14 protein-coding genes are annotated in these 13,433 nt (G+C 39.0%); 5 read left to right on the top strand and 9 right to left on the bottom strand.

Annotated features, from left to right (window positions below):
• Position 1 precedes the first annotated feature (1 nt).
• The 3 genes from ACOKFG_RS11610 to ACOKFG_RS11600 form a co-directional block, all read right to left on the bottom strand.
• A complete protein-coding gene (locus tag ACOKFG_RS11610) occupies positions 2-655 on the bottom strand; it encodes a class I SAM-dependent methyltransferase (RefSeq protein WP_422861296.1) in 654 nt (217 codons plus the stop codon).
• A 1-nt stretch (position 656) separates the two neighbouring features.
• Complete coding sequence (locus tag ACOKFG_RS11605) at positions 657-3,908, bottom strand: WD40/YVTN/BNR-like repeat-containing protein (protein WP_422861295.1); 3,252 nt, start codon at positions 3,906-3,908, stop codon at positions 657-659.
• A 98-nt stretch (positions 3,909-4,006) separates the two neighbouring features.
• Positions 4,007-4,426: a DUF3052 domain-containing protein gene (locus ACOKFG_RS11600; protein WP_422861294.1), complete on the bottom strand. Its 420-nt coding sequence runs from the start codon at positions 4,424-4,426 to the stop codon at positions 4,007-4,009.
• Positions 4,427-4,560: 134 nt separating this feature from the next.
• Between ACOKFG_RS11600 and ACOKFG_RS11595 the strand changes: the two genes are divergently transcribed.
• Entirely contained in the window at positions 4,561-4,989 is a 429-nt protein-coding gene (locus ACOKFG_RS11595) for an SRPBCC family protein (RefSeq protein WP_299173163.1), read from the top strand.
• Positions 4,979-5,305: an ArsR/SmtB family transcription factor gene (locus tag ACOKFG_RS11590; protein ID WP_299485302.1), complete on the top strand. Its 327-nt coding sequence runs from the start codon at positions 4,979-4,981 to the stop codon at positions 5,303-5,305. Before ACOKFG_RS11595 ends, ACOKFG_RS11590 begins: the two co-directional genes overlap by 11 nt.
• On the opposite strand, the gene ACOKFG_RS11585 is transcribed toward ACOKFG_RS11590, so the two are convergent.
• Both ACOKFG_RS11585 and ACOKFG_RS11580 read right to left on the bottom strand, forming a co-directional pair.
• Positions 5,302-6,381, bottom strand: a complete 1,080-nt coding sequence (locus ACOKFG_RS11585) for a DUF2652 domain-containing protein (protein ID WP_298789715.1) — start codon at positions 6,379-6,381, stop codon at positions 5,302-5,304. The genes ACOKFG_RS11590 and ACOKFG_RS11585 overlap by 4 nt on opposite strands.
• 48 nt (positions 6,382-6,429) lie before the next feature.
• A complete protein-coding gene (locus ACOKFG_RS11580; RefSeq protein ID WP_299485298.1) occupies positions 6,430-8,010 on the bottom strand; it encodes a trehalase family glycosidase in 1,581 nt (526 codons plus the stop codon).
• A 176-nt stretch (positions 8,011-8,186) separates the two neighbouring features.
• On the opposite strand from ACOKFG_RS11580, the gene ACOKFG_RS11575 reads away from it, so the two are divergent.
• From ACOKFG_RS11575 to ACOKFG_RS11565, 3 genes are read left to right on the top strand one after another with little or no spacing between them, the layout of a single operon-like run.
• A complete protein-coding gene (locus ACOKFG_RS11575; protein WP_298789713.1) occupies positions 8,187-8,822 on the top strand; it encodes a GntR family transcriptional regulator in 636 nt (211 codons plus the stop codon).
• A 45-nt stretch (positions 8,823-8,867) separates the two neighbouring features.
• The gene (locus tag ACOKFG_RS11570; RefSeq protein WP_298789712.1) at positions 8,868-9,002 is read left to right on the top strand and encodes a hypothetical protein; all 135 of its coding nucleotides are present in this window, start codon (positions 8,868-8,870) and stop codon (positions 9,000-9,002) included.
• A 48-nt stretch (positions 9,003-9,050) separates the two neighbouring features.
• Positions 9,051-10,148, top strand: a complete 1,098-nt coding sequence (locus ACOKFG_RS11565; RefSeq protein ID WP_298789711.1) for a helix-turn-helix domain-containing protein — start codon at positions 9,051-9,053, stop codon at positions 10,146-10,148.
• Here the strand turns inward: ACOKFG_RS11565 and ACOKFG_RS11560 are convergent, their stop codons facing one another.
• The 4 genes from ACOKFG_RS11560 to ACOKFG_RS11545 all read right to left on the bottom strand — a co-directional run bounded on the left by ACOKFG_RS11560 (position 10,149) and on the right by ACOKFG_RS11545 (position 13,433).
• Complete coding sequence (locus tag ACOKFG_RS11560) at positions 10,149-10,661, bottom strand: hypothetical protein (RefSeq protein WP_298789710.1); 513 nt, start codon at positions 10,659-10,661, stop codon at positions 10,149-10,151.
• A 77-nt stretch (positions 10,662-10,738) separates the two neighbouring features.
• A complete protein-coding gene (locus ACOKFG_RS11555) occupies positions 10,739-11,824 on the bottom strand; it encodes an amidohydrolase family protein (protein ID WP_299485295.1) in 1,086 nt (361 codons plus the stop codon).
• Entirely contained in the window at positions 11,817-12,422 is a 606-nt protein-coding gene (locus ACOKFG_RS11550) for a nucleotidyltransferase family protein (RefSeq protein WP_298789708.1), read from the bottom strand. The genes ACOKFG_RS11555 and ACOKFG_RS11550 overlap by 8 nt, the downstream gene beginning before the upstream one ends.
• A gap of 3 nt (positions 12,423-12,425) precedes the next feature.
• Positions 12,426-13,433: an XdhC/CoxI family protein gene (locus tag ACOKFG_RS11545; RefSeq protein WP_298789707.1), complete on the bottom strand. Its 1,008-nt coding sequence runs from the start codon at positions 13,431-13,433 to the stop codon at positions 12,426-12,428.

Below are 13,433 nucleotides of genomic sequence, written 5' to 3'. Positions count from 1 at the left end.
TCTAAGAGGTCTTTTTAGCAATAATGACCCACATTTGTTTGCTGTCCTCACGCTCCCAATCTCCGTGGTCCTCAATTTCAGAGATAATCGTGAATCCGGCTTGTATCAATTCTTTTCGGACATATTCTGGTCCAAGGGAATGTGCTCTCACCTGTTCTTCTCTGGACTTACCCCTAACCCACTCTTTCAATTTTTCAAGGAGCATTATTTTTCCTCCAGGTTTGAGTGAGCGTTTTACATGCCTAAGGATTTGTTCATGGGAATCCATTTCGTGGTAGGTATCAATAATAAAAACCATATCCAGCTCACGTTCAGGAAGTTTTGGGTCGTCATAATCCCCAAGAATTGTAATAATATTTTTTAAACCTCTACTATTGGCATTTTCTCGAAGTCTTTTTAGGCGATCTTCCCTTACATCTACAGCATAAACCCTTCCATTTTTTACCTTTTTGGACAGACGAGTGCTCAAATAGCCTTCATGACAACCAATATCGGCAACTCTATCCCCATCGGATAAGTCAGCCATTTGTAGTAAAGTTTCAGTATTCATCCACTCATCGCGTTCCTTCCAATCTTCCTCACTGTATTGGGCGTGTAACCCTACTAGTGATAACAGCGCGACAAAAAGGAAGGAACTATGAGTTTTTATAATCATATTAATCTTCAATAAGTCCTTGACTTTCAATCCATGGAGCTCCCGCAGCTTTAAGCTCTGCTTCAATCGCTGGTATAGCACTTTTCGTTAGAGCTCTTAGTTCAGTTTTGATTTGCTCAAGCTGATTTTTTGCTCGAAGCATTGCAGCTTTCTGGTTTCCAGTTGGACCGTATGTATTTCGTAAAGCAACCAGTCCGATAAAGCTTCCATCTTGAGGAGATGGTGGTGTCTTCTCCCCTATTTCATTTCTCGCAGGACTACCGTTCATTTGTTTGTTTAACTCCTGTACTTGATTTTTAACGTTTTGGATTTTTGCAGCAAGTGCATCTGTAGGTCGTTCTGCTTCATCAAATGCACGCTTCATGGCATCCACTTTTTCTATACTTCTACCTAGCACTGTATTGGTGGCAGTTAAATCTTGCTGGAAATCCTGGTACATTTCCCTGAAACCATCAATTTCTGAAGTTGGTTTCGCTGGTAATGCTCCTTTCGCCAATGGTTTCACCTCAAAAGTTTGAGCGCTAGAAAGCAGTTTTAATCCACCATCAACACGCTGATACAATTCTACCGAGTATGTACCTGGAGTAGCTAGATAAGGAGACCCGAAGAAATCGTCATCATCACTCTTTGGGTTTTTGAGCTTTACACCTGTTCTATTGGCATACGCAAGATTCCAAGTTGCCCTATTGAATCCTTTTTTGTTAGTTCCTTTGACTGTATTTACAACATTACCTTGACCATCTTTGACCATTAGGACTATAGATGGCTTATCTTGATTCTTTTCTGCATCTAGAGCATCCCAGCCAGGGAAAGAAATATTGCTTTTCTGTTTATTCAAATTCTTTTCTCTCTCTTTCCTTGTATCCTTTAGGGATTTCACTTTTTCTGGTAAGTAGTACGTGAAAGTGGCACCAAATTCTGGGTTTTTGGCCACATATTGATTACTACCTTGTGCATACATCCCATTTTTTTCAATATACCAATAAGCTGGTCTAACTGAATACAAGCTTGCTTCATTCATTTTTGAAGTATCGAATTCACGAAGTGCCGACATATCATCCAAAACATAGAATCCACGCCCAAAAGAAGCTGCGACCAGATCATTTTCTCTGCGCTGTATCGTGATATCCCTGAAAGAAATTGTTGGCAGTCCGCCATCAAGCTCCATCCAGTTAACCCCACCGTTACTACTGAAATAAACACCATATTCGGTTGCTGCGAACAATAATCCTGGTTTTACATGATCCTGAACGATTCTCCAGGTAATTAACTTTTTCGGTAGATCCCCATTCATAAATGACCAGGTTCTACCCCTGTCTCTACTTTTAAGTAAATATGGTTTGTAATCTCCTTCTTTATGATTGTCCAACACCAAATACACGGTATTTGCATCATAAAGGTCAGCTCTTACATCGTTTACGAACGCTCTGTTTGGAACACCTTTGATGTTTCCTAGCATAACCTTTCTCCAACTGTTACCTCCATCTTCTGTTACTTGAAGAATACCATCATCGGTACCGGCATAAATCAATCCTTCTTGCAAAGGGGATTCGGCAAGTGATGTAATAGTGTTGTAGTTGGACATGGCCAATACATCCCATGGATTATCCCAACTTTGTTGTCTGCCCATGATAGGCAAGTTCAATCTTTCTTCGTTTCGGGTTAAATCTGTAGATATTGCTGTCCAGTCATCACCCCTATTATCTGATTTCCAGACACGGTAAGAGGCAAAATAGAGGCGTGTTGGATTATGAGGGCTCACTAAAATGGGAGCATCCCAGTTAAATCTTTCATGGGGTTCTCCTGCAGCTGGTTGTGGTTGTATAAAAACAGTTTCCCCCGTGGTCTGGTCGATTCTCCAAAGCCATCCTTGCTGGAATTCACCATAAGTAATATCGGGATTACCCGGTTCTGTAGCGGATTGATGTCCGTCTGCCCCTAAAGTTATCCACCAATCGGCATTTAAGATACCAGCGCTGCTTCGCGTCCTTGAAGGACCACCGTGCGAGCCATTATCTTGCGTGCCTCCATAAATATTGTAAAAGGGTGCGGAATCATCTACGGCCACTTTATAGTACTGTGTAATCGGAAGATTACTGAAGTATCTCCATGTTTTTGTTAGATCATAAGATTCATACAATCCTCCATCGGTTCCGAACAATACATAATCAGGATCGGAACTTTTAAAAGCCATAGCATGACTATCAACATGTTTGCCCTTTTCATTCATCTGCTCGAAGTGCTTTCCATGATCATCGGAAACCAGCACATAGTTGCTCATTAGGTACAGTTTGCCTTCCTGATGTGGCGAAGCATATAATTCTTGATAGTAGTGAGGACCGGTTCCACCGGAAATAGCATCGGACTGCTTGCTCCAAGAAGCTCCTTGATTTCTCGAAATATAAAGCCCTCCCTTTCTGCGATCGGTCTCAATTGCAGCATATACCACATCACTGTTGAATGGTGAAATGGCCAATCCTGTCTTACCCAGATTCGATTTTGGAATACCGGAGGTCAGTTTAGACCAGGTTTCTCCTCCGTCTGTACTTTTATGAATACCAGAACCTGGTCCGCCACCAACATAGGCGGCTACTGTTCTGTGCCTATCCCAAGTTGCGGCATAAAGAATATTTGGGTTCTTATGATCCATTACAACATCCGTAACTCCAGTCCACTCGTTATCACCTAATGTTTTTTTCCAGGTTTTTCCTCCATCTGTGCTTTTGTAAAAACCACGTTGTCCACCTTTGCTCCATAAAGGACCTTGGGCAGCAACCATAATAGTGTTTGAATCTTCGGGATGTACGATAACATTTGAAATGTGCTCAGACGCTTTTAAACCCATGTTCTTCCATGTCTTTCCTTCATCATGGCTTACATAGACTCCATCACCGAAGCCCGAATGCCTTCCTCCTACATTTTCCCCTGAACCAACCCAAATTGTACTAGGATTGTTGGGGTCTATCGTTATACATCCAATAGAATAGCTGGATTGTTTATCAAAAATAGGTTTCCACGTTGTTCCAGCATTTGTTGTTTTCCATACACCTCCGGAACCGACAGCTACGTACCAAACACTTTCGTTTTTTGGATGAATGGCAATGTCAGCAATCCTCCCTGAAGTTAAGGCAGGGCCCAAGCTTCTCCATTCCAAACCTTTAAAAGTTGTGGAATCAGGTTTCTGAGAAGATAATTGAAATGAAAATAGAAAAGTAAAGATTAGGACATAGGTAATTTTTGAGCAGTATTTCATATGATTTAGTTTTCGTTGAATCAGCGATGAAAGATAACCAAAAGCATTATCCTTAATTCTAAAAAAAATGTGAAAATAATAGATTTGTTAAAGATTTTTTATGACCTATCCTTAAGTCGGTAAACAAACTTTAATCCGCTCCAATCTTGGTCTACCGCCGCTACTTTAACATCCACAAGTCCAATAGAAATTAAATGCTCCCGAACGGGTTCTCTTTTTAGGTTTGTCGGAATACTGGAGGCGCCTTTGGGCCAACTTAACCACAAAGCTCCGTCCATTTTCAGAAACGGCTTATAATGACCCGCAATTTCTTGCAATTCCTGCAATGTGGTAACAAAAATGTGAATAAAGTCGACCGAGTTCTCTGAGGAATCGTCCAAAATCACAACATCTTTGGGGAAGTCTTCGAATAAACTAAAATAATGCTTTGGAGGATTATACAGCATTATAGAAAACCCTTCCTTTATACCTAATTTTTTTGCCAGTGGTGTTCCAGAATATCCTGCGGGTGCTCTCAATTTGTTTAAAAATTATTTGATTTAAAGGTAACAACACTTTTAGAATAAAAAGCAACTAAAAAGTTGCATAATAAAAATGATTTTGTAAATTAGCAACCGATTAGTTGCATATATAAATCTAAAAAACGAATATTATGAATGATGTAATTACCAAAGAGCATGTATTTGCCCACCCGATTCAAAAAGTATGGAAGGCCATTTCAGTTGCCGAAGAAATCTCTACCTGGTTTATCAAAGCCGATTTTAAGGCTGAGGAAGGTTACCAGTATACTTTCACCTCAAGCGAGGAGCACGGATGTATGAACATTACGGGCGAAGTCAAAAACGCTACGCCATATACCTTGGTGTACACGTGGATGGTTGAAAATACTACCACTGAAACTCTTGTAAAATGGAACTTGCATGAAACCGAAACGGGCACGAAACTATACCTTGAACATTCAGGTATTTCCAATTATCCAGGTGAATCCGCGATTAAATACTTTAATGATTATAGTGGAGGCTGGGAAGATTGTTTCAACAAATTAAATACATTCTTAACTGAAGAAGTCCATGCAGGATAATGTTACGAAAGTTTTAAAGGCTATTGCAGATCCAAAAAGGCGTGAAATTTTTCACGCCTTGATTATTGCTTCCTCTGCCCTATCCATTTCACAAATATCTGGTCAGTTTGCTATTAGCCGCCAAGGCGTGACCAAGCATATAAAAACATTGCAGGAAGCTGGTTTGGTAGAAATTACGGCCAGTGGTAGGGAGCGTTTTTGTTCGGCTGATGCAAAACCTTTAAAGCAAATTACCGAGTGGGTAAGTTTCTATGAGCAATTCTGGGATTCTGCAATTAACAATCTGGGCGATTTTTTGGATTCTAAAGAATCCTAATCTGTTTTTTCCACAAAATGCAGCAGGCCTGTCATAGCCTTTTCTATGTTTTTACGGAAAAGTTGCTTCCCCATTAAAGCAATAATGAGTTTTTTTATTGGAGATTTAGCTTTCCAAAAGGCTTCTATTTCGAGTTCACAACTGTTTTCGGATGTTGGAATGAAATGATAAAACTGGTAATACTCATCAAGTATGGGCGGACTCTTAGTAAGTTCCCCATAAATTAGGCTACCAGGGCGGGCTTCTTTGGTAACGGTAGTGAAATTCAGATGCTTTCCGTTTACCACACATACATGTTCAGAACCAAGCCTTGTTACTTCCCTTTCATTATAATCCAATCGGTCAATCCCTTCCGTCCAATAATGCCTAAAGGAATAGTTTGTGACATACTCCAGTAGTTCGTGCGCAGAAATTGGATACGCTTTTTTAATAACAATTGGGGCAGGTCCTTCGAAGGATACATTTGTTGGATTGGAAAAACTTCGAAGTTTTAATTCCGATGGGTCTATAACAGAATAGATATATTCAACTTCTTTATCATCATAAGAATCGGTGCCTTGTCTGAATCTATAAATCTTGCTCGAATAATAGGGCGACAACATAATGTCCAATGCCAAGGTTCGGCTTATGAGGACATAATTGTCACTTTTCACAGAGTTTTTAAGCAATCTATGAGCTTCTATGACCTGTTCTCCAAAAGGTTTGCGTGTACCGTGCACTTCTATGTGCTGAAGATTGCCGCTGTGGGCTATTATTTTCAATTCCAAGTTTGGGGCCGTTGCACAGGCATTACATGGACATATTCTATTTTTTCCAAGCATTTTTAAATGACTGTAAAATGCCGTGAACATAGATTCTATTTGTGCTAATAAATTTTCTTGTGAGGGAATATCATTCTCTTTGTAAAAGAAAAGAGCATCACCTTCAATTTCAGCCAATTTGAGTTCTTGGGTGTTGGCATTAACCAAAACTTCCAGCAGTTCGGAGATAACATGTTGGCTATGTTCAACCTCCGTAGTTTGAATAAATTTAGTATATCCAGAGATGTCTGGAATAAACAGTAGTGACTTGGACATTTTTTTGATTGAGGTTGTTAGGGATTGGTCAGGGTAAAAAGTAAAAACTTACTCTTGCTCCATTTCTTCTAATAACTTTTTAAAACCTACGGCAACGCCATTAGTCCAACCAAAACCATCTTGGGTTTCATATTCTCCCCCACCAGAAAGCAATGAAAGGTCTTCCACATTATATTTCTCCATCATTTTGCCTGTGTTCTTGTAAACCCTCTCATTTAAGGCCAACCAGCGTTTCATAATTTCTTTGGCCTCATCCTTATAACCATAGTTAATAAGTCCCTTAGCGGCTATCCATTGCAATGGGGCCCAGCCATTGGGAGCGTCCCATTGCTGACCAGAATGGTCTAAGGTTGTGACCAACCCTCCATCTTTCAGGAATTTATCCATAATCACATCTTTCACTTGCTCCGCTTGTTCACGAGTCGCAATACCAAAGTATAATGGGTATGCTCCTGCCAAGGTCAGCTCGAGCGTTGTAGACTGTTTTTTGAAATTGTAATCATGAAAATAGCCAGTATCAGCATTCCAAAAGTACTCCTGAATGGCCAATTTTCTCAATTGGGACTTTCTTGAAAATTCATTTCGGGCAACTTCATCCCCTTTTATCACGCATCCACGATATAGAATGTCTTCCATAAAATAAAGAAGACAATTTAAGTCTACTGGTAAAATGGAAATAGTTTCTGTGCTACTGAAATTATCCTTTTCTCCATACCATCTTGAACTAAAATCCCATCCGGAGGCAGCGGCAGACCTTAAATTCTTATACAACAGTTGTTTTAGGGAATCGGACTCGAATTCGCTTGCAAGGTGTAAATCCTCTTTGTAGGCCTCTGGTCTTGGTGTATCACCTTCATCCCAATATCTATTCAAGTAGACATTCACCCCTAAATCAACCACATGTTTTTGTGGTCGAGCCTGTACTACCTTATCGCTGCCCTGCATCCAGAACTCATATTCTTTTGCAAGTTCTGGTAGATAATATAAAACGAAGTTTTCATCCGTTCTTGCCAAGGCATCTACCATAAGAGCATAAAATGGAGGTTGAGATCTAGTGTTATAATAATTTCTTGTTCCGTTTGGTATAAAACCGATTGAGTCAATCAAAAAACTAAAATTATCAACCATTGCCTTGGCAAGATCAGCTCGGCCATCCGCTAACAACCCCTCCAAAGTAAAATAGCTGTCCCAATAGTAGATTTCCTGAAAACGACCACCTGGAACTACATATTTGTACGGTAAAGGTATTCTTGAAGAATTTGCTATCAACGAATCTGGTCCCCTGGTCAGTTTATCCCACATCAATCCAATGTGCTCATACATGGTCTTGGTGGTATCAGTTTCAAACTCCAATGCTTTCATTGATTTATCAGCAAAATTCTCATCAACAAAGGTTTTTAAATCAAACCCTGACTCGTCCTTTGCCTCTAAGTACTCCGCTTCTAAAAGAGATATTTCCTTTTTTGGCACCAAGTCCACAAAGGTTTTGGAATCCTTAAAAGAGTCACTTAGTTGTACGTCTTTAAAAAGTTGGGTTTCATAAAAACTGTCAATTGGTTTTACCTCGGTTTGCTTACAAGAAAATACAAGTAAAGCAATTAGTGAGATGTACAAATGCTGAAATTTCATAGTGAGTTGGTACGTTGTTATGGCTTCGAAAGTTTGCTTTGAAAAGTAAGCAATTATTTTGAATTTGCGGACCACCATGTGTCGGATTGATTGGTTTATTCGAAGGTTAATTTTGATAATCTGAGGATTCACAACAATATTTATTAATAATCGTATACGATTTGTACATTAGGGACATGCAAACAACCTCCAACCTACGCGATAAAGTGCGTTCACATTTACTTCAACAAATTCAAACAGGCGGATTGACTATCGGGAAGACCATTAATTTGGCAGCTCTTGCACGAAAGATAGGTATTAGTGTTACTCCCATACGAGAAGCTTTGAGTCAATTGGAGCAAGCCAGAATTATAGAGGCAGTTCCTAACCGCGGTTTTGTGGTGACCAGATTAAGCGAAAAAGAGGCCGGAGACCTCTATGGAATTATAGCTCAGTTGGAAGTGACTGCACTTGAGAGTTCAAATTTTGATACGGAAGATATCGAAAATTTAAAGTCACATCATGACCATTTGAAAGATGCAAAGGGTGCACAGGATAGGTTATCTGCAAGATTTCAATTTCATGCGCTGTTGGTACATAAATGCACGAACAAGGTTTTGTTGCAAATTTTAGAGGACCTAAAGGCAAGACTTCTTTTTTATGAATATCAATTTGTACATGAAAATGATTTTTATGCAACTGTAAATAGACAGAATGAGGCTATAATACAGGCAATTGAAGATGACAATATTCCTACAGCGGCTTTAATACTTAAAATGAACTGGATGTCGGTATTGGAACTTGTTGGAAAGAGAATGCCGGTTGTGACCTAAAATATGTAATGAAAACTTTCGTTTTATTTATCTAAAGTACTTGTCATGAACTTTCTAAATCGGGAAATCGAAATTTTAACAAAGAACAAAAAAGAGAAATCACTTTTAAGGCAACAGGTTTCTTGCGGGATTTTCCAAGAATACGACGAATCAGAAGACAAGCATTCGGATAAAGAATAGCTTTTCTACTTTCCCCACTTTGTTTACTTTTGGGTAAATAGCTAATTCTTGAACCAAGCATTTCCAGATTTAATTTATGATGGGGTGATGCTCTGCATCAGTATCCAACTCATATTAATTGCATTATTCTATTTTTATAAAAGACAATTGCGCTTAGTCATACTTGGCACTCTTTGCTTTTTTGTTGGCGTCACCTTTATCAACAATTTATATTGGAACTTTATAAAAGAGAGCTTGCCATTGAGCATTTTATTTGGTGCTGGCAAGGACCTTTTCTTTGCACCACTTATCTACCTTTATGTCTCTACTGCCCAAATTTCAAAAGAAAAAATAAGGAGTCATGTTTTGACTCATTTGGCTATTCCATTTGTGATTCATATTGTATACATCACCATTAAGTTTGGTTTTAGGTCATTTTATGCGGAAAACTATTACTGGACCGCACTTTCTTTAGGCTATAGCGTGTTGTTTATAAAACTATTTTACCTAGTGCTAGTGGTGGTTGCATTCAAGAAGATTATAACCAAACCTTTCCTGCCTAAGGTAAAGCGAAAGTACCTGTACTTTATGTACATTTTGTTGGGATATTTTTGGTTTTCGAGTTTTTACGGAATGCTGCCATATTTAACCAAGTCCTTGTTTTTTGCGGAAAACTTTTTAGTGATGAATAGATATGTTTTTATGCCATTGGCAATGTTGGTCAACACCTACTTATTACTATTTTCGATTACCGAATTCTTTAAATTCAAATCCTACTTTGCGCCTAGCAGATTGTATCAAAAAGAAGCCGTCAATATCCTGGATATAGAAGAAATTGGGGTCAAACTCAAAGAAGATTTGGTGAACAAAAAATTGTATACTCAACCCAATCTTACAGTTGCTAATCTTGCTGATGAATTACAAATAGACACGGTTAATTTGCGACATTATTTTAAGGAGCAGCAAACCAGTTTTAGAAAATACCTAAATACCGTTAGGGTGTCAGAATTCAAATCTCTTCTTCTGAATAAAGAGTTTAAAAACTACAACTTGACTGGTCTTTCGACTCTAGTAGGGTTTCAATCTGAAGCCACATTTTTCCGAGTTTTCAAAGAGATCGAAGGTGTGACTCCCAGTGAATTCCTCCAGAAAAACAAAACGGATTGACTATTGTAGTTCCCTAATTTTTGTTACGGTAAACACGGCTGGAGTATTAGAGACATTACAATCATCAACGTTCATTTGAGCAACTATTTTGTTTGCATTTCCACTGGCGTCCAGTGTACCGGAACCGGTATATAAACCAGTACAAGGTGTATTTGGGTCAATATTGAAATCTACCCTGATGATAAAATTGGTCAAGGCCATTGTGGTTGGGTTATAATCAAAATTGAAGGTGCCATCTTGTTCATTGGTGCTGCAACATGGCACGAAGCTGTTGGTTTCAAAAAAATCTCCTTCAAATTTATTTGTTGCACTCATATTCACTATCAGCGACATGGGAACGGTAATGTCATCATTGTTGATAGTAATTTCAATTGAACCGGTATAGAAGCCTTCAACAGTAGCCGAAGTATTTGTCATAGTTTCTTCCTCACCGCTGTCACTGGAGCAAGAAACAACTAGTATTGTAAAAATTAAAAGTCTGAAAAAGTTCTGTAAAAATCTTGAATTAGCCATTGATGTTTTTTTATCAATGTTATGGATTATTCAAGCTGTACTTTTAAAAAAATACTATCAAAACGTTTTACTGATATTTATTTGAATAATGAAGTGTCTAATCCGGGAATTAAATTCAAGGCATTTTTATAATATACTTTCTCTAGCACTTCATCAGGAAGATCCAACCCGTACATGGCCCAAAACGCGTGGTACTTTTTATAGTATGGGAAGTACTCATCGGCGGTTTCCAAAACACGGAAATAAGTTGGAAATTCTTCAGGTTTCCAGCTGTCCTTTCCAAATAGAATTCTGTCTTGGTATTTTATAAAAAATTGTTTTGCCCTTCTTGGTTGTCTGCCCAATTCGGCGATGATAGCGCCAATACCCACGGACATATTTGGAATTTCTTGCATTAACTCCCCTAGCCTGTCCAGATTGTTGGCATACCATCCCATATGGGCATTGATAAACTTAGTCTTGGGATGTTTTTTGAACATTCTATGCTGTTCGTCAATAATTTGTTGCCATGGTGCGGGGTTGGTGTCGGAACGTTTTCTTCTTGGTCTGGTTTTCAGTTCTAACCATCGCTCATTGTCTTTATCCATGGAATCCCAAAAAGACTTTGGGTCCGCTGCATGAATCAAAACCGGAATTCCAAGTTCGCCGCATTTTTTCCATACAGGGTCTAGACGAGAATCGTCGATTGCTATTCTCTTTCCATTAACGTCCTTGTTCCGAAGTCCTAGGCTTTTGTATACTTTCAATCCTTTCGCCCCACTTTTGACGTCCAGCTCTAGTTGCGCTGCAGCCATCTCGCCCCAATTCGGAGTTCCCACACCGCTAAAATCGACATTGGCAAAAACTGCAAACCTGTTTGGATAATTCTCGTTTACGTTTTTTAACTTGGCCCTAAGCCCTTCCCCAGAACCTCCGCTTAAATTCACCATTATTCCCATATTGATATTATCCATATCGGTTATTAATTCAGCTAAATCTTGCGATTCCATTCTAAATTGATGGCTGTGAACGTCTATGAAGCGAAATTTTGCTTTGCTAACCGGATTTTGAGAAACGACCAAGGTCGATTTTGGGCTATACTCTTCAAAACTCATTTCCTGAGCTTCTATACTGAAACCAATGAGTAGGCAAAAAAAGATTGAAGTAATAGTAGTTTTAATCATATTTAATGTTTTGTATATCAATTATTTGTAAATAATTTTCATTTGTGTCAACATCCACCTCTTTTCCGTTTGGGGAAATAAGTTTTGTTTGCAACAAATGCTTTTTGATAATTTTTCTTGCGCCAATATCCCCTTGAAGAGTAAGAAGTTCGGGAAGTATTGAGTTATCAAAAATGGCGGGTACCCCAGGGCCTGATTGATACGCTGTAGCTACAATTTTGCTTTCTCCTTCCTCGAATGTTTTCAGCATTTCTCGCAGATAAGTTGCATCAATAAGTGGTTGGTCGGCCAGCATAATAAGAATCCCGTCCGGATTTTCTATTTCGGCAATATGTTTTAGTCCGCATGAAATGGAGTTTCCCATGCCCATTTGCCAATTATTATTTTGAATCACTTCCACATTTATGCTTGCAGTTTCTAAAATTTCCTTTGCATATGCCCCCAAAACCACATAGACATTGTCAGATACAATTTTTGCTTGATTTATTGCATCTTCCAAAAGTGTATGTTCGCCCCAAGGCAATAGTTGTTTGATTTCCCCTTTCATCCTAGTAGAGGCTCCAGCGGCTAAGATTAAAACTGAAACGGATCTTGGCATAATTTAACTATGGATTGCCCCTATTTTATGCTTAAGTAACGAAGGCACCTTCCTATTTACAACGGATAGAATTTCGCTCAAAATTGAAATAGCGATTTCTTGTGGGGTTTCTGCTCCGACATCTATACCTGCGGGCCCATGAATGTGCTCTAAAAACTCTTCGGAAACATCAGGGTGTCTTTCCATGAGCTCATCAAACAATTTTTCTCGACGTTTATAAGGTCCTAGAAGTCCAATATAGGCTCCTTTTTCAGCTTTAAGGGAGATTAAAAACTGTAGGTCCTTCACAAAGCTATGTGTCATAATCACAACTGCGGTCTGTTTGTCCAAAGTAAACCTAAAGACCTCCGGTTCTACCGCTATTAACTTATGGATCCCAGGAAAATCTTTTTCGGTTTTCTCTTCCCTAGGGTTGGCAACTACTGTTACTTCCCAACCGGTCAATGAGGCATAATTACAAAGCTGTACTGCATCGTGTTCAGCTCCTATAATCAGCAATTGGAAACAAGGATTCATTTCCTGTTCGAACTCAAGGAGTTCATCCCTTTCCACATTTTTTAAATGTTTGTTTACCGGGATGGACGTTTCATCAAACCGAAAACTGGTAAAGTACTTATCACTGTCATTCTGCTCTTTTGCATAATAGGATTTGATTTGAAATGGAACTCTTTTTTCAACAGCATTCCAGAACTGAGATAAAAATGCTCCACTGGGCTCAAAAACCTCTAGTAAAATATAGAGAATCCCTTCGCAGCCCAAGCGATAACGGCCATCGTATACCATCACTTTTGAGGTTCCATCATTAAAAACGGATTGAGCTTGCCGAAACACTTCTTTCTCAACACAGCCTCCACTGACAGCTCCAACCATATCTCCATTCTCAAAAATCAGCATGCGAACACCTGGTCGTCTGTAAGAAGATCCGTCCAAAGCAACAACAGTAGCAAGTACCGATCTCACGTTTTGACGTTTCCCAAAATGGTCAAGAATGATCTTTAATTCGTGCGTCAT

This window comes from Flagellimonas rhodophyticola (genome assembly GCF_049332665.1).
GTDB lineage: Bacteria > Bacteroidota > Bacteroidia > Flavobacteriales > Flavobacteriaceae > Flagellimonas.
The sequence above is the reverse complement of the archived record's forward strand: the minus strand, read 5'-3'. Positions and strand labels throughout refer to the sequence as shown.